Origin of the sequence: Bradyrhizobium sp. ISRA436, assembly GCF_029910015.1 — a bacterium.
GTDB lineage: Bacteria > Pseudomonadota > Alphaproteobacteria > Rhizobiales > Xanthobacteraceae > Bradyrhizobium.
Genome location: NZ_CP094519.1, coordinates 5163090 through 5185376, shown reverse-complemented (window position 1 = coordinate 5185376; position 22287 = coordinate 5163090). Strand labels below are relative to the sequence as shown.

At 59.7% G+C, this 22287-nt stretch carries 24 protein-coding genes; 16 read left to right on the top strand and 8 right to left on the bottom strand.

Annotated elements, in window-relative coordinates:
* Positions 1 to 35 precede the first annotated feature (35 nt).
* The 4 genes from trbF to MTX23_RS24305 are packed head-to-tail and all read left to right on the top strand — an operon-like array spanning position 36 to position 3205.
* Complete coding sequence (gene trbF / locus MTX23_RS24320; protein WP_280972703.1) at positions 36 to 719, top strand: conjugal transfer protein TrbF; 684 nt, start codon at positions 36 to 38, stop codon at positions 717 to 719.
* Entirely contained in the window at positions 716 to 1750 is a 1035-nt protein-coding gene (gene trbG, locus MTX23_RS24315) for a P-type conjugative transfer protein TrbG (protein ID WP_280972702.1), read from the top strand. The genes trbF and trbG overlap by 4 nt, the downstream gene beginning before the upstream one ends.
* Positions 1747 to 2958: a TrbI/VirB10 family protein gene (locus MTX23_RS24310; protein WP_280972701.1), complete on the top strand. Its 1212-nt coding sequence runs from the start codon at positions 1747 to 1749 to the stop codon at positions 2956 to 2958. The genes trbG and MTX23_RS24310 overlap by 4 nt, the downstream gene beginning before the upstream one ends.
* A gap of 7 nt (positions 2959 to 2965) precedes the next feature.
* Complete coding sequence (locus MTX23_RS24305; protein ID WP_280972700.1) at positions 2966 to 3205, top strand: DUF2274 domain-containing protein; 240 nt, start codon at positions 2966 to 2968, stop codon at positions 3203 to 3205.
* On the opposite strand, the gene MTX23_RS24300 is transcribed toward MTX23_RS24305, so the two are convergent.
* The 5 genes from MTX23_RS24300 to MTX23_RS24280 form a co-directional block, all read right to left on the bottom strand.
* The gene (locus MTX23_RS24300) at positions 3175 to 4110 is read right to left on the bottom strand and encodes a LysR family transcriptional regulator (protein ID WP_280972699.1); all 936 of its coding nucleotides are present in this window, start codon (positions 4108 to 4110) and stop codon (positions 3175 to 3177) included. The two genes, MTX23_RS24305 and MTX23_RS24300, sit on opposite strands and share 31 nt — an antisense overlap.
* A gap of 35 nt (positions 4111 to 4145) precedes the next feature.
* Complete coding sequence (locus tag MTX23_RS24295) at positions 4146 to 4775, bottom strand: acyl-homoserine-lactone synthase (protein ID WP_280972698.1); 630 nt, start codon at positions 4773 to 4775, stop codon at positions 4146 to 4148.
* Positions 4776 to 4873: 98 nt separating this feature from the next.
* A complete protein-coding gene (locus tag MTX23_RS24290) occupies positions 4874 to 5641 on the bottom strand; it encodes a LuxR family transcriptional regulator (protein WP_280972697.1) in 768 nt (255 codons plus the stop codon).
* A gap of 52 nt (positions 5642 to 5693) precedes the next feature.
* Positions 5694 to 7190: a CoA-acylating methylmalonate-semialdehyde dehydrogenase gene (locus tag MTX23_RS24285; RefSeq protein WP_280972696.1), complete on the bottom strand. Its 1497-nt coding sequence runs from the start codon at positions 7188 to 7190 to the stop codon at positions 5694 to 5696.
* Between the two features lie 80 nt (positions 7191 to 7270).
* Positions 7271 to 8683, bottom strand: coding sequence for an amidase family protein (locus tag MTX23_RS24280; RefSeq protein WP_280972695.1), 1413 nt, complete (start codon positions 8681 to 8683; stop codon positions 7271 to 7273).
* A gap of 191 nt (positions 8684 to 8874) precedes the next feature.
* On the opposite strand from MTX23_RS24280, the gene MTX23_RS24275 reads away from it, so the two are divergent.
* The 11 genes from MTX23_RS24275 (at position 8875) to MTX23_RS24225 (ending at position 19511) form a co-directional block, all read left to right on the top strand.
* A complete protein-coding gene (locus MTX23_RS24275) occupies positions 8875 to 9915 on the top strand; it encodes a transporter (protein WP_280972694.1) in 1041 nt (346 codons plus the stop codon).
* Positions 9916 to 10006: 91 nt separating this feature from the next.
* Positions 10007 to 10900, top strand: coding sequence for an FCD domain-containing protein (locus MTX23_RS24270; RefSeq protein WP_280990744.1), 894 nt, complete (start codon positions 10007 to 10009; stop codon positions 10898 to 10900).
* Positions 10897 to 11280 (top strand): hypothetical protein, encoded by a 384-nt coding sequence (locus MTX23_RS24265; RefSeq protein ID WP_280972692.1) that lies wholly within the window; start codon positions 10897 to 10899, stop codon positions 11278 to 11280. Before MTX23_RS24270 ends, MTX23_RS24265 begins: the two co-directional genes overlap by 4 nt.
* A 124-nt stretch (positions 11281 to 11404) precedes the next feature.
* On the top strand, positions 11405 to 12313 hold the full coding sequence (gene urtB, locus MTX23_RS24260) for an urea ABC transporter permease subunit UrtB (RefSeq protein WP_280972691.1): 909 nt from the start codon (positions 11405 to 11407) through the stop codon (positions 12311 to 12313).
* Between the two features lie 104 nt (positions 12314 to 12417).
* Positions 12418 to 13359, top strand: a complete 942-nt coding sequence (locus tag MTX23_RS24255) for a branched-chain amino acid ABC transporter permease (RefSeq protein ID WP_280972690.1) — start codon at positions 12418 to 12420, stop codon at positions 13357 to 13359.
* Positions 13352 to 14089, top strand: a complete 738-nt coding sequence (locus MTX23_RS24250) for an ATP-binding cassette domain-containing protein (RefSeq protein ID WP_280972689.1) — start codon at positions 13352 to 13354, stop codon at positions 14087 to 14089. Before MTX23_RS24255 ends, MTX23_RS24250 begins: the two co-directional genes overlap by 8 nt.
* Positions 14076 to 14774 carry an ABC transporter ATP-binding protein gene (locus MTX23_RS24245; protein WP_280972688.1) on the top strand — a complete coding sequence of 233 codons (699 nt, stop codon included), beginning with the start codon at positions 14076 to 14078 and terminating at the stop codon, positions 14772 to 14774. The genes MTX23_RS24250 and MTX23_RS24245 overlap by 14 nt, the downstream gene beginning before the upstream one ends.
* A gap of 37 nt (positions 14775 to 14811) precedes the next feature.
* On the top strand, positions 14812 to 15981 hold the full coding sequence (locus tag MTX23_RS24240) for an ABC transporter substrate-binding protein (protein WP_280972687.1): 1170 nt from the start codon (positions 14812 to 14814) through the stop codon (positions 15979 to 15981).
* 69 nt (positions 15982 to 16050) lie between these two features.
* On the top strand, positions 16051 to 17442 hold the full coding sequence (locus MTX23_RS24235; protein ID WP_280972686.1) for an amidase family protein: 1392 nt from the start codon (positions 16051 to 16053) through the stop codon (positions 17440 to 17442).
* Complete coding sequence (locus MTX23_RS24230) at positions 17439 to 18041, top strand: amino acid synthesis family protein (RefSeq protein WP_280972685.1); 603 nt, start codon at positions 17439 to 17441, stop codon at positions 18039 to 18041. The genes MTX23_RS24235 and MTX23_RS24230 overlap by 4 nt, the downstream gene beginning before the upstream one ends.
* 66 nt (positions 18042 to 18107) lie before the next feature.
* Positions 18108 to 19511 carry a methyl-accepting chemotaxis protein gene (locus tag MTX23_RS24225; RefSeq protein ID WP_280972684.1) on the top strand — a complete coding sequence of 468 codons (1404 nt, stop codon included), beginning with the start codon at positions 18108 to 18110 and terminating at the stop codon, positions 19509 to 19511.
* 579 nt (positions 19512 to 20090) lie between these two features.
* On the opposite strand, the gene MTX23_RS24220 is transcribed toward MTX23_RS24225, so the two are convergent.
* Both MTX23_RS24220 and MTX23_RS24215 read right to left on the bottom strand, forming a co-directional pair.
* A complete protein-coding gene (locus MTX23_RS24220; RefSeq protein ID WP_280972683.1) occupies positions 20091 to 20294 on the bottom strand; it encodes a DDE-type integrase/transposase/recombinase in 204 nt (67 codons plus the stop codon).
* Between the two features lie 298 nt (positions 20295 to 20592).
* Positions 20593 to 20913 carry a transposase gene (locus MTX23_RS24215; RefSeq protein ID WP_280972682.1) on the bottom strand — a complete coding sequence of 107 codons (321 nt, stop codon included), beginning with the start codon at positions 20911 to 20913 and terminating at the stop codon, positions 20593 to 20595.
* 502 nt (positions 20914 to 21415) lie between these two features.
* Here MTX23_RS24215 and MTX23_RS24210 point away from each other — a divergent pair.
* On the top strand, positions 21416 to 21676 hold the full coding sequence (locus MTX23_RS24210; RefSeq protein ID WP_280972681.1) for a hypothetical protein: 261 nt from the start codon (positions 21416 to 21418) through the stop codon (positions 21674 to 21676).
* 62 nt (positions 21677 to 21738) lie between these two features.
* On the opposite strand, the gene MTX23_RS24205 is transcribed toward MTX23_RS24210, so the two are convergent.
* Positions 21739 to 22119, bottom strand: a complete 381-nt coding sequence (locus MTX23_RS24205; RefSeq protein WP_280972680.1) for a hypothetical protein — start codon at positions 22117 to 22119, stop codon at positions 21739 to 21741.
* Positions 22120 to 22287: the final 168 nt, after the last annotated feature.

The window sequence follows — 22287 nt, the reverse complement described above, 5'->3', positions numbered from 1 at the left end:
CAAAACCGATCACTTGATCTCAGGGGCAATCATCAATGTTCAAACGACCATCAGTTCACTACGGGCGCATGCCAGAACCGATCACGCCTTATCAAAAGGCAGCCCAAGTTTGGGACGAACGCATTGGATCTGCCCGCGTGCAAGCCAAAAACTGGCGGCTGATGGCGTTCGGTTGCCTCATGCTGTCAGCCAGTCTCGCTGGTGGGTTGGTCTGGCAATCGAGCCAGGGATCGATCACGCCCTGGGTGGTCGAAGTCGATCATCTCGGCCAAGCCCAAAGGGTTGCGCCGGCGAAGATCGACTATCAGCCCACTGATGCGCAGATCGCCTACCATCTGGCGCGCTTTATCGAAGATGTCAGAGGCTTACCCGCGGACGGCATTGTTCTGCGCCAGAATTGGCTCCGAGCCTATGATTTTACGACCGATCGCGGCGCCGCCGCGCTCAACGATTATGCGCGCAACAACGACCCCTTTGCCAAGTTGGGCAAGGCCCAGATCTCCATCGACGTCTCGAGCGTCATTCGCGCATCGTCGGAAAGCTTTCGGGTCGCGTGGACCCAACGCACCTACGACAACGGCTCGCTGAGCTCGACCGAGCGTTGGACTGCAATTCTCACGATCGTGATCGAGACGCCGCGCGATGCCGAACGGCTGCGCAAGAATCCTCTTGGCGTCTACGTCCGCGCCATCAGCTGGTCAAAGGAGTTGAGTCAGTGACCAAGACGCCGTCTGATGTTCGTTCGAAACGTTTCCTCCTGCACAGCCGGCGCAATTCGACTTGGCCCGAGTTCGTGAGCTCGAAGCGTGCATTTCTGTCCGCTCTTCTGCTTTGTTCGTCTGCGCTCGGTGGCTGCGCGACCTACATTCCGCCGGAGATCAGCTATGACGCGGAAGTTCCTCCATTGCCGGCCGCCCCTGTGGCTCTCGACGACAGACCGCGACCACTTCACGTTCCGCCGCCCTGGAAGCCGGCTCTCGGCGGCAAGTCGGGAGGAAAGGAAGAGGCTGAGCCGGTGAGCCGGGTAGAGACAGCAAACAGCGCGGCGCGCGTCGAACCGCGCAGGCGGGGGTATTTCAACGCAGCGCAAATCTACGCTTACAGTCCCGGGGCGCTCTATCAGATTTACGCGGCACCGGGGCAGATCACGGATATAGCGCTCGAGGAGGGAGAGCAGTTGACGGGATCAGGGCCCATCGCGGCCGGCGATACCGTCCGCTGGGTCGTAGGCGATACCGAGAGCGGGAGTGGCGACACACGGCGCGTCCATATCCTGGTCAAGCCGACCCGAGCCTCGATCGAGACCAACCTGGTGGTCAATACTGACCGGCGCACCTACCTGATCGAGCTCCGCTCCCGCGAGCGGCCGTATATGCCATCCGTTGCCTGGTACTATCCGGAAGCAGCGCGCGAACGATCCCGTTCAGTCGTTCTGAAACCCGTTCTGCCGGACCCGGCGCAACGTATCTCCCGGTACGCCATCGAAGGAGACAATCCTCCTTGGAGACCGCTCGCCGCATATGACGACGGCCGCAAGGTCTATGTCGAATTCCCGCAGGGGATCGTGCAGGGCGAGATGCCTCCGCTCTTTGTGATTGGCCCGGACGGCAAGACCGAACTCGTCAACTACCGCGCCTCCGGCAACGTGTTGATCGTCGATCGGCTGTTTGCAGCCGCCGAGCTCCGGCTTGGCGGTGAACACCAGCAGAAGGTCAGGATCGTCAGGACCGACGGGAGGCCGTCATCATGAACACCCGGAATGGAAACGATCACGAGCAAGCAGTTCCGCCGACTATACAAGGGGAGCAGTCCGAAAACTTCCGCTTGAGAGCAGAGCATCCGCGCGTGACACGGTTGTCGCGGAAGGTCTTGGCCGGCGGAAGCGCGGTTGCCCTGCTTGTTATCTGCGGAGCGGTGCTGTGGTCACTGCAGAACAATCGCTCCCGCAATCAGGCGGCCGATGAGCTTTATAGTACCGACCATCACAATGTTGCCGACGGCATTACGACGCTGCCGAAGGACTACACTGGCTTTCCGCGCCAACCAATCCCGCAGCTTGGTCCGCCGCTCCCTGGGGACCTCGGTCGACCAATCCTTGCTGCTCAGGGCCAGTCGCAGACGATCGGCGCTGATCCGGAGCAGCAGCGCCGGGATCAAGAGACCGAAGCAGCCCGTACCAGCCATTTGTTCGCTTCGACCAATGGGCGAGAGGTGCGTCCGCCTGACGCTGCGGCTCTGGGGAGCGACCGCGGCGTGCCAACAAGCCCACTGAGCACTAGCGACGACGGATTTGCGCAGAACAGTCAGGACAGGAAGCTTGCCTTCGTGAACGCATCTGTGAATCGCCGCACGGCAAGTCCTGAGCGCATCACCCGGCCGGCTTCACCGTATCTCGTGCGGGCCGGCACCATCATTCCAGGCGCCCTGATCACCGGGATCCGATCGGACCTTCCGGGCCAGATCACAGCGCAGGTGACCGAGAATGTCTACGATACTCCCACAGGACGGTTTTTGCTCGTACCTCAGGGAGCCCGGCTGATCGGAATCTACGACAGCCAGGTCACCTTCGGCCAGTCACGTGTGTTGCTTGTCTGGACACGGCTGATCATGCCCAACGGTCGCTCGATCGTACTTGAGCGACAGCCAGGCGCGGACACCGCAGGATATGCTGGTCTCGAAGACCAGGTCGACAATCATTGGGGTGAGCTATTCAAGGCTGCGGCGCTATCGACGTTTCTGGCAGTCGGCACGGAGTTGGGGGAGGGCTCGGACACCAATAGCAATAACAGCGCAATCATTCAGGCTTTGCGTCATGGTGCCGCCGATTCGCTGAACCAGACCGGCCAGCAGGTCGTTCGGCGTAGCCTCAATATTCAACCTACGCTGACGGTTCGACCGGGGTTCCCGGTCCGCGTCATCGTCAATCGCGATCTCGTACTCCAGCCCTACAGGGGATAGATGCCGGATGCCCAAGCTCAGGATAGCAGCAGTTCCCGACGACAAGCCGGTGAAGGTCACGGCCGAGCTACCCGCAGCGTTGCATCGGGACCTTCTTGCATATGCAGAGGCGCTCGCCCGCCAGAGCGGTCATTCAGTCGATCCCGTGAAACTCATTGCGCCCATGCTGGCGCGGTTTATGGCCACCGATCGGGCATTTGCCAGGCTGCGGCGTGCTCAATCAACGGTGCGAGAAGGAGAGGGGTAACGTTCTGTGAGCAGTTCGATAAAGCGCTTCAGGACCGGGTTTTCGTTGTCAGCCAGCCATTGTACATGGAATCCTATGCGGCTCGGTCCCGTACCGTCCTGCAGCTCGCGATAGACAATTCCGGCGAATGTTGCCCCGACGTCGGATTCCATAACAAGGCTTACTCCAAGGCCCATGCCGATGAGGCTCTTTACGATACCTCGGCTGACATCGTGCCGTTCGACTTTAGGACGATCCTCTGGTGCCATAAGCTTTGAGATCAGAAGGTCTTCTATGTCGTCTCCCGGATCATGTTGACTCAGAAGCAGCGTTTCGTTGCGAAGATCGGTCCAGTGGACGACGTTCTGCGTGGCCAGAGGATGATCCTTCGGTAGCAGGATCAGGATACGCTCGCTCCAGACTGGCAGACTTTTCTGATCCGGCGGTGTCCTCCCTCCAGGCACAACAGCTACGTCGATCGTGCCGCTTCGAAGGGCATTCATCAAACGAATGCATGACCGCTCGACGGTTGCGAGTTCAACCAGCGGAGCTCGTCTTCTGAATTCGATCAGGCTCGCTCGCAGGTTGCCGGCGGAAATTGAGGTGCAGAAGCCAACCGACAGGCGGCCGGCGTCACCGCGGCCGCTGGACTTTCCCGTGGTGACGAGGGTGTCTACCTGCTCGAGGATCATTCGCGACATGCGCAGGATGCTGCGGCCTGCGGGAGTGGGCACGACGCCGCCTGTAGAACGCTCAAACAGGGTTGCTCCGACAAGGTGCTCAAACTGGCTGATTGAGCGACTCAGGACCGAATGCCGGATTTCGAGGAATTCAGCCGCCTGACGAAAGCTTCCGCAATCGCCTGCAGCGACCGCGGACCGCAGATGGTGCAGGCCAATATTGGTCGATCGAACAGCGCGAGGCATCGAAAATTGACCGGTTTACGTAATAAGTGTGCGTTCTACGCAGCTCTCAGCGCCGGCTCCCAAAGCACAGGCGAGTGGATCTTTCCAGCATCCCGGACGCGCATCAGACAGTCCGTGGAAACTTCAAGATAGCCGGCAAGCGCTTCCGTATTCCCCAGTCTCCTCGGTTGACCTGTCCGACGAAGGGGCCATCCCGCGCGGCGTAGAATCCGTTCGACCCGGGTGTCCGTAACGGTGATAATCTCTGCGAGCCGTCGCGAGAGACCAAATTCGATCATCCCTGCGAAGAGCTCGTAGGTTGCACCGGTCAGTCCGTGAACCGTACTGCGGGCGTCAGCGTCCATATCGAGCGCAAATCGGCTGCTTTCCCAGATCGACGGGCTTGCCTCAAAGGAATGTCCGTCGAGCAGCACCGGGAAAGTATCGCGCAACATCGTCGGCCCGGTCGAAGGAAGCATTCGGACGCACCCCTGAATACGGTAATCGCTTGCCCGCTGGATGAGATACACGGGATGGAGTGCATCGTACTCATCGATCTCCATTTCTCCGCTCGTCTGGACATCCCACTGGAGCCGTTCCCTGAACACACGGTAGCGAAGGCGGTACATTTCGGAGAGTTCTTTTGCGAACGCTCCATAGAAATCCGGTGTGATTATCTGCATCATAATAGGTCTCCAATGCGACTGGCACTGGAGCATTGAAGCGAAGAATTGCAGATCTGCAGCCTCCGTAGGCAGGGAGGTGCCTGGCCGACATTGAAGCGCTATCCCGTTTGATTTGCCTTCGCCAAGCGAGCGACAGCCTGGATGGTGGACTTGACCCCAAGCTTTGCCTTCGCATTGTCGAGGTGGAATGCCACCGTATACCGGGATATCCCCATGATCCGGCCCGTCTCCCAAGCAGACTTGCCCTCCGCCGCCCACTTCAGGCATTCGATTTCCCGACGCGACAGTGCAACACCATCGATGCTGGTATCCGGCAGCAGCTTCCGCCGCGCATGAGCGTGGAAGTACATCGCCATCAACTGCAGCGCCCAGCCCTGACTCGCGATGGCACGCTCGAAGCAGGGGCGTCGTTCGTCGGCGGCAAATGTAACAGCTGCCAAGACTCCCTCACTGTCATGGATTGGCACCGTAAAGCCGCAGCGGATGCCGTACCTGGCCGCTTCCTCGAATATCTCTCTTTGCCCATCCGAGTTCGTCGCTGGTCCCAGACCTTGCCCCCATTGAAAGGGTTCCGGACAGCGAAATGCCTGCGCCAGGACGGGATCAATTTGATCATAATTTCGGCGCAGGTAATGGGAGGTCCAGGTTGGCGGGTAGCTGGAGATCAGGAGCGGCCCTGCGCCTGTTGCGCGCGGCGGCGCAAGATAGGCGAAGGAGCAGAGATTGAGAGCTGATGCCGCCTGGGACATGGCCTGTCGCAGGTCTTCAGGACTCTTGCTCTCAACCAGCCGGTCGACGAAAGCCTGAAAAATGCGGCGCATTCTGGCTTCCCAAACTGCAAGACTATTGAAAATCGGAAAGAACATCGCGAGAGCCGATGAGCTCGGCTTCGGCTCTCGCTCGTGCTGCTGAGGGTGGTCAGTTCATTATGGGCAGGACGAATTCAGCGCCATCCTTGACTCCGGAAGGCCACCGCGAGGTGACAGTCTTCGTCTTTGTGTAGAAGCGGATCGAGTCCGGTCCGTGCTGGTTCAGGTCTCCAAAGCCGGATCGCTTCCAGCCTCCAAACGTATAGTAGGCAATGGGAACAGGGATCGGAATGTTTATCCCGACCATTCCCGCGTTCACCCTGGCTGCAAAATCACGCGCGGCATCGCCATCGCGAGTGAAGATAGCAACGCCATTGCCGTATTCGTGCTCAGAGGGGAGTCGGAGAGCTTCCCCGTAGTCCCGAGCGCGCACCACGCAGAGGACCGGTCCGAAGATCTCTTCCCTGTAGATCCTCATTTCGGGGCTGACGTGGTCAAAAAGGCAGCCGCCAATATAGAAGCCGTTCTCGTATCCCTGCAGCCTGAACTGCCGCCCATCGACAACCAGTTTTGCTCCTTCCTCGATTCCGACACCCACATAGTTCCGGACGCGCTCCAGTGCCTCGCGGGTTACAAGAGGACCAAAGTCCGCACCTGGATCTGTCGAGGGACCGATCTTGAGCTGCTCTACGCGAGGCGCCAGTTTTTCGATCAGCCTGTCCGCGGTAGTCTCCCCCACAGGAACGGCCACCGAGATGGCCATGCAGCGTTCGCCGGCGGAGCCGTATGCCGCGCCAATGAGCGCATCGACCGCCTGGTCTAGGTCGGCATCAGGCATGATAATCGCGTGGTTCTTGGCGCCTCCGAAACATTGTACACGCTTTCCTCCTGCTGCAGCCCGTTCGTAGATATATTGGGCGATTGCAGAAGACCCGACAAAACCGACCGCGCTGATGTCGGGGTCATCAAGAATAGCATCCACAGCCTCCTTGTCGCCGTTCACCACGTTCAGGATGCCTGCTAGCGCTCCGGCCTCGATCATGAGCTCTGCCAGTCTTATCGGTACGCCCGGATTACGTTCCGAGGGTTTCAGTATGAAGGCGTTGCCGCAGGCAATGGCGGGCGCAAATTTCCACATGGGAATCATCGCCGGAAAATTGAAAGGTGTGATGCCTGCGACCACCCCAAGAGGCTGGCGCATCGAATAGGTGTCAATGTTTGTCCCGGCACCCTCGGTATACTCGCCCTTCATCAGATGCGGAATGCCGATTGCGAACTCGACCACCTCGAGGCCGCGTTGGATATCACCCTTCGCGTCAGGAATGGTCTTGCCGTGCTCACGCGCGAGCAGCTCCGCGAGGCTGTCGTGGTCGCGCTGCAGAAGTTGAAGGAATCTCATTAGTACGCGAGCGCGCCGCTGCGGGTTCATTGCAGCCCAGCGCGGCTGGGCTGCTTTCGCGTTCAGTACGGCCTCCCGAACCTCCTCCTTTGATGCAAGCGCTACCTGCGCTCTCACATCCCCGGTCATGGGTTCAAAGACCTCTGTAGACCGGCTCGAACGGCCCCTGATCTCCTTGCCTCCGACAAAGTGTCCAATCGTTTTCATTGAGTATGGCTCCTTGGGTTTTGGATCGACCGGCGCGCTGTGCGGCCGGGTTTCGGGTGTGTAGTGGCAGATGAGTGGGGCTATGCCGGCATAAGGCCCGACCATGCTTCAGCCCGCGGCGCCGGAGCAGGACCAAGCAACTCCTCGATTGCGAGTGATACCGCCAGCACCAGTGCGTCCGCGTACTGCGGCCCAATGACCTGCAATCCGACCGGCAGGCCGTCGCTTGTCATGCCGCAGTTGATGCTGGCCGCCGGAAGACCGAGCTGGTTGCACCAGGACGTGAAATGCGGAATCAGGGGTCGGGAGCCATCGATACTGTCGAGGCGGGGCGCGGTGGTCGGGAAAACAGGGCAGACGATCAGGTCATAGGCCGTGAAAAACTCCCTGATGCTTCGTCCGGTCTCGCCCCGCGCCACGAGCGCATCCAGCAGGCCCAGCGCCGGCAGACTGTCGCCCATGCCGGCCAGTGATTGAAGCGAGGCGTCCAGCAAACCCCTTCGCGAGCCGAGATTCCGGGCAAGCAGGGCCGAGAACGCGGTCCACAACACGCCGTGTACTTCTGAGCACCGGGACAGATCCGGTGGATCGGCTTCCGCAACCGACGCTCCAGCTTTCGCAAGGGCCGAAGCGGCGTTCCTGATGCACGATTCAACGCCGGCGTCGATTTTTGCTTCGGGAAACCCGAGTGTCGGGCTGAGTGCAATCCTGAGCGTATCGAGCCTTGGCGGACGCAGCGCAGCGAACTCCGCGCTCTCGGGGGGCAGTGCATACCAGTCGCGAGGATCTGGCCGGGCAATGATGTCCATCATTGTCGCAGCGTCGGCGACGCTGCGGGTCATTGGACCGACATGGCTCAGGATAGCAAATGGCCCCCTGGGGTAGTGGGGGACGCGGCCAAATGTTGGCTTGAAACCAAATATCCCCGTGAAGGCAGCTGGTATCCGGATCGATCCGCCCCCGTCGGTGCCGAGTGCAACGGGGCCTATCCCCGCGGCAACAGCCGCAGCCGCTCCTCCACTTGAACCTCCCGGCGTGTGTTCCGGATTGTACGGATTGCGCGTCACGCCGGTCAGCGGACTGTCAGTAACGATCTTGTGGGCGAAATCGGGAAGACATGTCTTGCCGAAGAGAAGCAGACCGGCGTCGCGAAGCCGCGCAACAGCCGGGCTGTCATCGATGCACGCCTCTGCAGGAAGGGGTGCGCGGGAGCCAAACGCGGTCGGCAACCCGCGCACGTTGATGTTGTCTTTTATGGAGACCGGAACGCCGTCGAACGGACTTTTCGGCTCACCCCGTGACCAACGCTCTTCGGATTCGCCCGCCTGGCGGGAAGCATTCTCCAGATCAATACAACAGAACGGATTTAAAATGCGCTGGGAATGATCGGCGAGGCGCAGGATCTCCGTCAGTACCTCACGCGGAGAGGTGCGACGCGCACGGTAGAGCGCCGATAGTTCCTGCGCGGTGCACTCCGTCAGAGTTGTAGGCATGTGATTTTGGTCTCCAGCTGTGTGTCTGGTTGCGAACGGCGAGAGATTTATTATGATAAATATCACGAATTGCAATTGGTGACGCTTGACGACGTCATAATTATGATAATAAATATCACCAATACGACGCGACCCGAGATCGCGCGTGCCTGGGGAAAGAAAAGGGAGAGGGCTTTCAAATGGGGGACAGGATGTCGAGGGCGGTTTGGCTGGGGGTGACTGCGCTGGCGCTGGCGGGACTGGCCGGCATTCGCGATTCGCGCGCGCTTGAAAATGAGCCGGAATACAGGACGGGCGTCACAGAAGGCTTGCCGGTTGGGGCCGCCCTGCCACCGGGCTGGTATTTCGGCGCCACGTCGACCTACTACACGGGGAAGAAGCAGAACGGCGACGGCAATGACAACCCGCTCGGCGTCTCGATCAACAAGGCCGTAACAACCCTGCGGGGGGCTTGGGTCCCCGGGGTGGAGCTTCTTGGCGGTGTGTACTCGTTTTACATCGTTCAGCCCTTGGCGACAGTGTCGGTGAACGTCAACGGCGGGACTGCCGTGATCCCCGTTCCCCCACCGATTGGTCCCATTCAGGTGCCGATCCCCGGGAGCAAGAATTACGGCTCGGGTCTGGGTGACACCGGCGTATTCCCCGTCAATATCTCATGGGCTCCCGCGGAGCACTGGCACGTAACAGGCTCACTCGGGTTCTATGCACCGACCGGCGCATACACGCCGACCAGCGAAAATATAAACGCCGTCAATATCGGAAACGGATACTGGACGTTTGAGCCATCTGTTGCTGTGACCTATCTGACGCCCGAGGGTCACCTCAGCGCGAATTTCGTGTACGACAAAGCCTTCGAAAACAATCATCTGAGCACGATCCAGGTAACCGGTGGCGGGACACTGACCGGTCACTATCAGTCCGGTGATATGCTCATGGTCGATTTCAGCGCCGTGAAGTTCATCGACAAATGGAGTGTTGGAGCTTCCGGCTACTACGCGGTCCAGCTAACGGATGACACTCTGGACGGAATGGCGGTGCCTGCCATGTCCATTCCGGGACTCGGGAACACGCGCGGTCAGGGCAACCGATACGAAAAGCTGAGTCTCGGCCCTTACGTTGGATATGACTTCGGCGCTCTCAAGCTGTCTGCCTACTACAACCACGACTTCTATGCCTACAACGCGTTGAAGGCGGAAAGCTTCTGGCTGCGCGCAAGCTTCAGGTTGCCCTGAAGGATGGACCGAACGAACGCCAAGCCTGACTCCATGATGCAAATATGCTGATATCCCGCATTGCTCTTACGACTCAGAAGGTGTGACAGGAATGCGGGACCAGAACATGGAAACAATGCTCGACCTCAAGGCTCCCAAGCGCGGTGATCTCGTTGCGGAGCAGGTCAAGCGCTGGATCACGGAACGGAATCTCGGTCCTGGCGACAAGCTGCCAAAGGAAAACGAGCTTCAGCAGATGTTTTCGGTGAGCAGAGGTACCACGCGGGAGGCGCTGAAATCGCTCGAGGTGCAGGGCCTGATCAGGTTGAGCACCGGGCCGAACGGAGGAGCCACAATTGCGGAGGTGCCGCTCGGCCGAACGTTGCAGTTCGTTCAGAACTACCTGTTCTTCCAGGACCTGAGCGTTGAGGACGTCTATGCAGCGCGCCGGATCGTTGAACCGGAAATCGCGGCAGGAGCGGTGGAAAATCTGACCGATGCGGATCTGGAGGCTCTCGAGAGGAGCATTGCTGTCTGCGCACCGGTATCGACTTCCCAGGCGCATGCGCTGGAGCAGCGCCAGGAGGATCTGCATTTCCACGACATTCTGGCACGTGCGAACCGCAACGCCTTTCTTCGCCTGATCGGGGAAATGATCAACCAGATGCTACGTCAGCTCGTTGTTCTGGGTGGCAATGCGGCGCACGAACAGTATCAGCGCTTCGGACGTGAGAATGTCAAGGCACACCGCGCAATTCTGGATGCAATTCGATCCGGGGACATCGACTCGGTCAGAAAGCTGATGGTGCGCCACATCATCGATGCCGAAAGGCATGTGAAAAAATTGCAGGGCGTCATTCGGGGACGTCTGGTTCTCGATTCCGACGTCGATTTCCAGCTGCGCTCGCGCAGCGAACCGTTGAAAAGAACGCGCGGCAGCGCCAGCGATGCGGCGCACCAGGGAAAGACAAAAATAGTCAAACGAACACGAAGGGAGAAAACATGAGTCTTCGAGGAGAGATTCTCCTGGGTGCTGCCGCGATGCTACTTTGCGCCACGGCGGTCTCGGCTGAAACATTGAAGCTGGAGGGAAGCTGGAAGAGCAGTCTGGGTCCCTGGAAGGGAGCCTCCCGGATGACAATTACGGAGCTTTCCGGAACACGGCTCGCTGGCACGAGCCAGGCGAGTGACGGTCTTTGCGTCGGCGAACATCCGGTCGAGGGGCAGCTCAGGAATGGCCGATGGAAGCTCGTCACCAGACCTGGCGGAATGTGCAAGGAAATGCGCATTGAGCTGGTTCGCCAGGGAGATACGTGGTCCGGCACATACGAGCTCGTCGGACCGGCGCCTGACAAGGGAACGAATACCCTGAAGGTGGTCAAGTAGGCGCCGCGCGAAAGCAGGCGTTTCAACCGAGGCATCATTGCGGGCGTTGTAGACCGCCGCGGCTATCCGCGGGGACGGCGAACTGCTGCCTGCTGTTCTCAAGCGATCAATCGGGAACGTTCCAATGTCACTGATCGGCAGTTTTATTCCGGTGCTGATGAATGCACTTACCTACGTTTGCATTCTGGCGCTCGTGGGTCTGGGCCTGGCCATCATTTTCGGAATGATGGACATCATGAACATGGCGCATGGCGAGTTCATCACCATCGGCGCCTACACGCTTTCCTTTATCCAGTCGCTTGGCGGTCCCGAGCGGGTTGCATCAACATACTGGCTGGGGCTCATTCTCGCTCCGGTGATCGGCGCGGTTGCGGGGGCCATTCTCGAGGCAACGATCATTCGTCCCCTTTATCACCGGACATTTGATGCATTGCTTGCGACGTTTGCCGTCAGCCTGATCGTTCAGCAGGGCATTGAACTCCTTTTCGGAGCACAGCCCCAGATCGTTTCCGCTCCTGTCAATGGAGCGGTGTCGATCCTCGGCACTGAGTACCCTGTCTATCGCGTGCTGGTCATCGTACTTGCGACAGCCACGGTCGCTCTGTTCCTGCTCGTGTTTACCCGAACGCGGTTCGGTACGGATCTTCGTGCAGTCATCCAGAATCCGGAAATGGCGGAAGCTGTCGGAATTGATACACGGCGGCTGAACAGGGCGGCGTTCGCCGGCGGTGCGGCACTGGCGGCATTCGCCGGAGCTTTGATCGCTCCGCTCGCATCGGTCGAATCTCATCTCGGTTTGTTTTACCTCGGGAAGGCGTTTTTCATCATCGTGCTCGGCGGTATCGGATCCATCTTCGGCAGCCTGCTTGGCAGCGCGCTGGTTGGTACGAGCGAGACGCTTCTTGACTATGTGGTCGACCCCTCCCTTGCGTCGGCAGTGGTTCTCATTCTTGCGGTTCTCCTGATCAGAATACGGCCGCGGGGGCTAATTCCCGGCTTCAGCGCGGCGCACCAGCTGCTTGGAAGGGAATAGCCGTGCGAGATCTTCTCTTCCGGACCCGGCAATTGTTTGCCCAACCCGCGATCACGTCGAACGACAGGACGCTGCTCGGTCTTGTGGCAATCGGAGGGGCAATCATGGCGACGGCGCCCGCATGGGCATCCACGTACGGCCTTCTCGCGCTCCGGGATGCCGTCATATTCGCTGTCTTTGCGTTGAGTTATGATCTGCTGTGGGGAAAGGCGCGCACGCTGACGCTCGGACATGGGGCATTCTTCGGCTTGGGGGCATATGGCCTTGCCATTACAAATACTGCTTTTGGCATTGGCAGCGCCGGCGGAATCGTAGCCGGAATTCTGTTCGCCGCGGCGCTTGCTGCCGTCGTCGGCTATTTTCTGATCTTTGCAGGCGTCAGGCTCCACTTCCTCGCGATCATCACGATTGCAGTGCTGCTAATTGTTGGTCAGGTGATCAACAGCTGGTCTGCACTTACCGGAGGCGACGTCGGGATCCTTGGCATTCCGGGATTGCGCTTTTCGATTATGGGCGTCGACGCCGATCTGAGCGGTGAGACAGCGTCCTATTATTTTGCGCTTACCTTTCTTGTCGTTGCGCTGCTCTCTGTCTGGGCGCTTTGCCGGGGCAACTACGGAATGATCCTCAATGCAATCGGAATGAACGAGTTCCGAGCCCGGGCTCTGGGGTACAACACCTCGCTGTACATCCTGATCGTGTTCGTGGGATCGGCTGCTCTGGCCGGAATGAGTGGGGCAATATTTGCCGCGACAACGGGAGTTGTAGCGCCGGACCTGTTCTCGCCGCTGCTATCGACGCAGGTCATCCTGTGGGTCGCGATAGGTGGTCGGGGGACCCTGATCGGGCCTGTCTTTGCGACCATCGCCCTTTCGAGGCTTCAGCAGGAAATAAGCAGCTACAGCACAAGCCTCTGGCCCTTCATCGCCGGCGTCCTGTTCCTCGCCCTGGTCCTCGGCGCACCGGAAGGCCTTCCAGGGCTTGTGGCGCGGTTCAGACGGACGTCGCGAGCCAACAACGTCAAACTGGAAGTGCGGCATGAGTGAGAGGACAGCGATTCAGGCGCGCAACCTGACGAAGCGGTACGGCGGAATTGTTGCCGTTGATCGAGTCAATTTTGCGCTCTCCGCGAATGAGGTCGTGTGCATCATCGGTCCCAACGGTGCCGGAAAGAGTTCCCTTGTCGCAATGCTCTCAGGCGCCACGGTCCCTTCGGCCGGCGACATCATCGTGGATGGTCAAGCCATGGAGGGACGCTGCACAGAGAGATTCTGTCAGCTTGGCGTCGTCCGCAAGTTTCAGGGAACGAACACATTCCAGTGGCTGTCGGCGCGGGACAATCTTGCCGTTGCGCGGCTTGGTACGGCCCGCTGGCGCTCCGGGTCCGAAGAAAGCATCGAGAGCACACTCGATCTTGTGGGTCTTGGCTGTCAGGCGGACACCCTTGCGGGAGAGCTCTCGCATGGACAACGCCAGTGGCTCGAGCTGGGAATGACATTGATCTCACGCCCCACCGCTCTCCTGCTGGATGAGCCAACGGCCGGAATGACGGCGGACGAAACGCTGAGGATGGCCGAAATGGTTGGCACGATCAGGGGCCGCTGTGCGGTTGTCGTGATTGAACATGACATGGGCTTCGTACGCGATTTGCGGTGCCGCACCCTTGTCATGCACCAGGGCTCGATCATTCGTGAAGGAGCGTTTGACGACATCGCGAACGATAGAGAAATCCAGGACATCTACCTTGGTCGGGGAGGGCAACGTGCTCAGGGTTGATCTCCGCAGTGCGGGCTATGGCGCAGCAGGCGTGGTTCGCAACGTTCGCATCGAGCTCCATCAAGGAGGCGTTCTGGCGGTATTGGGGCGCAATGGCGTCGGCAAGACAACCCTGATGAGAGCCATTGTCGGTCTGCTGCCACAGATCACAGGAAGCGTCGAGCTTCTCGGCGAAGCAATCAGTAATCTTCGGACACACCAGATTGCCCGCCGTGGTGTCGGGTACATTCCCCAGGGAAGGTGGATCTTCCCGAAGCTGACGGTCCTCGAAAATCTGCAGGTCGGAACGCGCGCCGCGGGACCGACGAACTGCGACATTCCGGAGCAGGTATTTTCCTATTTTCCCATACTCAGGAAGCGGCTCTTGCAACATGGTGGGACGATGTCTGGCGGCGAGCAACAGATGCTTGCCATCGCCCGCGCGCTCTGTGGGCGCCCGAAGGTTCTGCTGATGGACGAACCTACAGACGGAGTGCAGCCAAACATAGTCCAGATGCTCGCCGAACTCATTCCTGTCATTGCCCGGGACAATGGCATGTCGATCCTTCTGGTCGAGCAAAACCTGGAAATGGCGCTCGCGGTCGCCGGGAAATGCCTGGTCATGGAGAAGGGGACAATCATGCATGAGAGCGACCCCAGGGATATGCAGGACCCGAAGCTTCTCAAGCGATTCCTGGCTGTTTGACCCGGCACCGATCCGCCTGCACATTCGGAGAACCAGAATGTTAAATCGTCGTACGCTCCTGAAAGCCACCGCATCGTTGTCAGCGGGCCTTTTTCCGGTGCCATCCGTCGTTCGCGCCGACGAGCCCTTAAAGATCGGGCTTCTCGCGCCCATGACAGGGGCTCTGGCATTCGTTGGCTATACCAACCAGAACTGCCTCGCTCTTGCGGTCGAAGAGATCAACTCTTCGGGCGGAATTCTGGGCCGAAGAGTTCAGGTCGTCACAGAGGATACTCAGGCCTCTTCCAAGGTCGCCGTAGACAAGGCGAGACGTCTGCTTGTCAACGATGGTGCTGTCGCCCTGATTGGCACGGTGCTGCCGCTGGAGCGTGAAGCGGCGTTGCAGGTGGCCGCCTCGCAGAAGAGGCTCGTCATTCATCCGAATTTCGATGAAGGGCGCTGTCACCCGAATCTGCTGACTACCGGGCTCAGCGATGTGCAGCGCGTGGAACCGATGATCTCATGGCTGGCGGCGCATGGGAGCAGGCGGGGGTTCGTGATGATCTCGGATTCCGGGACGGCGCGAAATTCGTTCGTGCCACTACTCAAGTCGGTCGTTGAGGCTCACAGCGGCACGCTTGTCGGGGTCAGGTATTTCCCGTTCGGTACACGTGATTTTGGACCGGCGCTTCAGCAGGTGAAGGACGCAGACGTCGACTTTGTCTGGCACAGCATCGGGGATGACCCGATCACGTTCGTGAAGCAGTACCACAGCTTTGGCATGAAACCCCAGCTGGTTACCGAAATCACCCATGAGTCGATTGCAAAGGTTACTGACGGAGCGTCCATCGGAAATCTGGGCGTATCTTCGTACTTCATGAGCGTCGATAACCCGGAAAACAGGACATTTATCGAAAGGTACAGCACGCAGTTCGCCAACTTCACGGGCGTGCGCGTGGACGGAAAGGTACCCGTGCTCCCTCATGGCGAAAGCACCTATGTCGGAGCAAGGGTTTTTGCCGAAGCGGCGCGGATCGCCCAGTCGGTTGAGCTGGACAAACTGAAGGAAGCGTTTGCGAAGATTTCACTCGACATGCCGCGGGGGAAAGTCGGGGTCGATGCCGGCAGCAGCCATCTTCTATGCAAGACGCTGATCGGTCGGGCACGCGAGGACTGCATGTTCGATCTCGTGGACGTCGCCGGACCCATCCAGACGGTCTGCAAGTGATCGTATGTCCCGCAGTTCGACTGCCGTCGCATGACCAGGGGAGAAAGTGAATTGAGTTCAGTGTGTGACTTGAGCGCCACGCAGCTCGTGAACGCCTATGGCAAGGGTGACCTGTCTCCGGTTGATGCGGTTTGCGCCGTCCTCGATCGTATCAAATTGCTCGACGGGCAATTGAATGCGTTCTGCGCGGTCGATGAGGAGGGCGCCGTGGAGGCGGCGCTTGCCTCGGAGAAAAGATGGCACAAGCGAATGAGCCTCAGCCCACTTGACGGCATACCTGTATCCGTAAAGGATCTTGTAACAGCAAAGGGCATGCCAACGCGATACGGATCCCGGGCAATACGGCCGGGTTCTACCTCTGACGTTGATGCGCCTCCCGTCAAACTTCTTAGGCAGGCCGGAGCCATCATATTTGGCAAGACCACAACCTCCGAGTTCGGCAACAAGATCGTCACCGAAAACCCCCTGACCGGGATCACACGAAATCCGTGGAATCCGGCTAGATCATCGGGCGGGAGCAGCGGTGGCTCGGCAGTTGCCATCGCGACGGGCATGGGACCTCTTGCGCTGGCCACCGACGGGGGTGGGTCGATCCGGATCCCGTCCGCCTGGTGCGGCGTGTTCGGGTTCAAGCCGTCCTTCAAGCGCGTGCCTTCGGGTGGAGGCGACCTGTTTGGATTGTCAAACATTGGTCCAATCGGCCGAACGGTAGGAGACGTTGCGCGCATGATGACGGCCTTGACGAAGCCGTGCAGCAGCGACTGGGAGCTGGTACCTCCGGACGGGCGGGACTACGAGACAGGACTGGATGACGGTCTCAAGGATCTCCGCATCGCGGTCAGCATGGATCTGGGTATCGTGTCAGTGAGGGATGATATCGTCTCGCAGGTTAGGGATGCGGTGAAGCTTTTCGACTCCCTGGGCGCTCGCGTTGAGACCATCGACGTTCCGCCGCTCCGGTCCTATCTGCAGGAGCAGATCCATTCGATCCAGTGGATGGTCCGGCTTGCCCAGCTGGTTCGGGACCTGCCGGATGACCAGCAGGAGCTGCTTGATCCGGACACGCTCGCGCTTGCACGTCTCGGTGAGGGCGTGCCGACCGCCGTGCTGATGAATGCGCTTGCCTTGCGACATCAATTGGCATGGCAGATGCACAGCTTTTTCGACAGCTACGACCTTCTTGTAACACCGACGTTTCACGTTGCGCCACCTGACGTGCCGGGCCTGCCCGCCGAGTTGCAGACGGCACCGCCCATGACGTCCTGGTGCAATCAGACCATGCAGCCGGCGGCAAGCATTCCGTGCGGATTCACCACGGACGGACTGCCTGTCGGATTGCAGATCATCGGCGGGCGGTTCTCGGACGCGCTCGTCCTGCGTGCAGCCCGCGCCTTCGAAATGGCGCGGGGGCAGTTTCCGGTGCCGGCCATTACCGAGCTCTCTTCGGGAGACAGGGCATGAGCGGCCTGAGAATTCGAAAGCTGTTGGCGCTCACCGAGGAAGTTCAGCGTGAGCAAGGCAAGCCGGTATCCCGAAGAACGATCAGGGGTATCGCCGCGGCAGTCGTGTCGAACCCGTACGCAGGCCGGTACGAGGCCGAACTCGGTGATCTCCCGGGTGCGGGCGACGATCTGGCGAGGCTGCTCTGCGAGCAACTGCTTGGCGCGCTGCAGCTCGCTCCTGAGAACATTGAGGCATACGGGAAGGGTGCGATCGTCGGATGCGCCGGTGAGCTCGAACATGCTGCAGCAATCATCCATCCGAAATTCGGGAAGGCGGTTCGGTCGGTACTGGGCGACGCAAAATCCCTGATGCCGTCTGTCGCAAAGCGGGCGGGAGCAGGCGCACGGATCGATGTGCCGGTTCACCATACTCGCGATGAGTGGAGCGCCGATCACTTCGACAGCATCTCGTTTTGTATCGAGGATGCGCCGACAGCCGAGGAGATCGTGATTATCCTTGCCTTCGCCGCCTCTGGTCGCCCGCTCGCAAGGACACTCTCGCCGGGACCGGCGATCACCTCGCAAGCCGGCAGTCATGCTGAGCGTACGCCCGTCTAACCTCCAGCCTGGCCGGTCCTGCCAAAACCAGGGCCGGCATTTTTTCGCTGGTTCAGGAGTTATCCGGTGGATCAGACTGTGACTTCGGATCATCAGGCGCTGGCTGAGATCATTCAGCAGATTGCGAAGCACGCCGGACAGGTCGGAGTTGAACTGTGTGCCATCTCCGGAAGCGTGGAGGAAATTGCCGGTTACCTTCGCGAGCAGGTTAGCCTGTTCAGGAGCGCCGCCGCGGCAACACTGGAGGTGCAGAAGGCAAAGGACAGGATTGCGCAGGCAGCCCGGCACGCGTGCGATGTATCAGGTGCGACGAATAGGGAGACGTCCGTATCCCGCCAAAACGTGGATTTATCCCTCAGCCAGATTCATGATCTTGTTGAGGGCGTTGCCAGGATTGAGACTGACATCGGAAAAGTCCGTGAGGCGCTCAACCAGGTCGGGAAAGTCGCGGAGAACATCGAGTCGATTGCAAAGCAGACAAACCTTCTGGCGCTCAATGCTACCATAGAGGCGGTGAGGGCGGGCGAGGCGGGAAAGGGATTTGCGGTCGTCGCAAGTGAAGTCAAGGGACTTGCAAATACGACAGCCAATGCAACTCGGGAAATCAGGACGACCCTTTCGGCCCTGACGACGAGGACACAGGGCCTGATCGCGGAAGGAACGGCGAATGTCGCCAGGGCCGAAAAGGTCCGCGAAGGAACGCGGGAAATCGGCAGTTTACTCGCGATTGCGGACAACGCTCTGGTGACCTTTGAGGCCGAGGTAGAAAGAATCCGCGACTGCACGCTTGAGATCGACAGAAATTGCGCCGGTCTCGCCCGTCAGATCGACGAGCTGACCGAAGGAGCGAAGCGCTCAAGCGTAAATATGGAGGGCGCGAAGGAAAGAATTGGTGGCCTGCTCTCCGCCGGAGAGTCGCTCATCGGCCTCTCCGCTTCGACTGGTGTGGAGACGGAAGACACGGGCTTCATAGCGAAGGCAACGGAAGTGGCACTGCGGATCGCTGCCAGGTTCGATGAGGCGATACGAGAACAGCGGATCACCGAGGACGATCTGTTCGACCGGAGCTACCGACCCATTCGCGATACCAACCCGGTGCAGATGCTAACGCGGTACACCGAGTTCGCTGACCGTGTCCTGCCTGAGATCCTCGAGCGGGTCCTGACGACGGATCCGCGGATCACGCTTTGCGTCGCGGTTGACACGAATGGATACGCGCCTGCGCATAATCGGAAATTCTCCCAGCCTCAAGGCCCTGACCCAGTCTGGAATGCAGCCAACTGCCGCAACAGGCGCATTTTTGACGACCGCGCAGGGCGCGCCGCGGCGAAGAACACAAGGCCGTTTCTGCTGCAAACGTACCGGAGGGACATGGGCGGCGGCCAGTACGTTCTCCTAAAGGAGGCGAGCGTGCCGATCCATGTCAATTCCAGGCACTGGGGTGCCGCACGTCTGGGCTATCGAGCCTGAACTCAGCAGAATTCCTGTGCCGGCATGTCGTAGGCGCCGGATGAGCAGCTATGCCGAATTGGGAAAGGATGAACAGATGTCCAAACGAGCGAATTCAAATCGGAACGCATCTCCAAAGACGCCAACGAAGCAGATCGGCAAGTCGCGTCTGACGGCGACCATGAAGAGACGGGCACTCAGGCGCAAGCTGCAGGTATCGCGCCCCGACTGTTCGATACCGTCGCCGGACTCACATGAAGGCTCACCCGCGGCCGAAAATGTCAGGCCGACCGTATCTCACTGAGTTCTGGAATCCGCTGGCAGACTGGATTGTCTGCCCTTCCTCCCTGGACTGACTGGGCCACTGCCGGATTTCCGGCGGTGGCCCTCTTTTCACTACCCGATACTGCCTCGCAACGCCGCGAAGCGATCGTTGGAACGTTGGTTTCTGAGGAGTGAAGCCGATCCAGCTCTCGCTCATGCGAAGGATTAGATGAGATACCGCGGGTTCAGTTGTTGGTGTGAGGAAAAGCGATAGCGCTCCAGCGACCCGAACCCCGACAGATCACCGCACAGCGGCGCATACCTCAACATAGTCCCTCACGGGCGTCGGTACTCCATCGCCCAGCCGACAATCCTGCGGCTGTACAGATCCATGGCGGCGGCCAGATAGAGCCAGCCCTGATCGGTCTCGATGTAGGTGATATCGGCCAGCCAGATCTGGTTCGGAGCAGCGGCGATGAAGTTGCGGTCGAGCAGATTCGGGGCGATCGGCAGGTCGTGGCGGCTGTCGGTGGTCCGCACCCGGCGGGCCGCGCCATGATGGCCCTGATGCCATGACGCCGCATCAACCGCTCGATGCGACCACGGCTCGCCCCGCGGCCCTGCGCCTTCAACTCGACATGGATACGCGGGCTGCCATAACGCCCGCGGGTGTCGCGGTGGACCCGCCTGATGTCGTCGACGAGGTCTCGATTGGCAGCAGATCGTCGGCTCACCGGGCGCGAGCGCCAAGCATAATAGCCGGCCGGCGAGACGCCGAGCACGTCACACATCAGCGTCACCGGATAATCGGCGCGGCGATCTTCGATGAAGCGGAATCTCATGTCCGTGTTGCAGCAAAGATCGCGATGGACTTTTTTAAAATGTCGCGCTCCATGCGCAACCGCTCGTTCTCTCGCTGCAAACGCGCGATCTCTGCCGCGTGGTCCGCCGACGGCAGCGTCGCCTGCGTTGTGGGGCGCCGCGTCGCCGCCGTCGGCTCCAGCCGGGCCCCTCGCTGCTCCACCCACCGCCGCAGCACGGAACCCCGTAGGCCAAGCTCCTTGGCCACAGATCCGATCGAGCCCCCGCTCGACGCTACGAGATCAACCGCTTGCCGCTTGTAGTCGTCCGTAAACGACCGACGTTGACGTCCTTCCATCCGACACCTCCTGGCTCTTCGAGCCTATTACAGGTGTCCATCAATTCGGAGGAGGTTCACCACCGCAAGTTCAAGATCACAATGCCCGCTCAGCGTCGATTAGAGCTCGTGTGATATCTAACACCTCAAGCGCGTCAATCATGCTGTGCCAGGCGGGCTACAATCGATCAGCAAGGATCGGCGTCGCCTCAACTCGCGATGTCAAGACGGACAGGTTTGACAGCTTCGATCCGCATCCTGTGCTTAGCGATAACCGACTGCACTTCTGCCTCGAGAGAGCTCAGCGTGCTCGTCCAGTCGCTGATCGCGCGGAGCGAAAGCGCTCAGCGCTTGTGCCCGGCAGAAATAACGCAAAGCGGGTCGAATCTTCGTGACCCGCCCAGCACCGGAGGAAACGCTTGATCAGCGCTCAGTAAGGGCGCGTTGGGAGCAGGCGGTAGCTTGATAAGTCCTATCCGATTTGGCACTCTTGCACCGGACGCGTCATCTCAAAGAGGGCGTTATGCATAAGCCATTTTCTGCGATCATTGCCACCGCCGCTTCAATTGTCATTCTTTCATCGACTACGGCGCGATGCGGAGAGTATCCGTTTGGTGATCCGCCTTACCGGCTAGACTACTGGAGCGAGCCTCAGATCGAATCGGGCTGCTGGAAATGGAATTGGCAGCTGTATCAATGGCAGGACTATTGTCCCGTGTACGTCTATCCCAAGGCTTACATGTATCCGCGCGCGTCACGCGCGGTGCTTCGCACCAAAGGGTGAGGACACCCTTCCGGACGATTGGGTCCACGTCGCGCCGACCGAACTGACGCGGGCAACGCGCACTAATGCGCGATGGTGCACGCCACCTGGCGGTGCTTGCCGAAATTGAGCAACGCGTTTTCCCGGACTCCGTCCAGCCAGATGCCGTGACCGGCGTAGCGATAGCCGACCCCCATCGGAACGAGTCGCACGTGCACACCGCTGTGATGACCGGTGCGAAGCGAGGCCGTGACCACCTCACCTTCCACGCTTACCGCATGCGGGCATAACGGGTACTGACGGCCATTCTCGCAGGTGAAGACGATCTCCGAACAGTTGCCGACTGACGCCGGTCCCGACGTCATCAAGCCGAGATCGGCGGCAGCCCCCGGCTGAGAATTGCCAAACAGCGTCGCAGCCAATGCCAGAACGCCAGCAACGGTGTAGCCAAACCGAATATGCATCAGAGCCCCCTCGTCAGCGATAGGGAAGTAATTGAACAGAAATATCTCACTTTAGATGAGCAAAAATATCCCCCAAGGTCAAATCCGTCCCGCGTTGCCAGCAAGATAGTAGGCCTGCATGTTGCAAGCGTTAGGCCTAGCCGGACCGCGCCAGTCGGAGCAGGGACC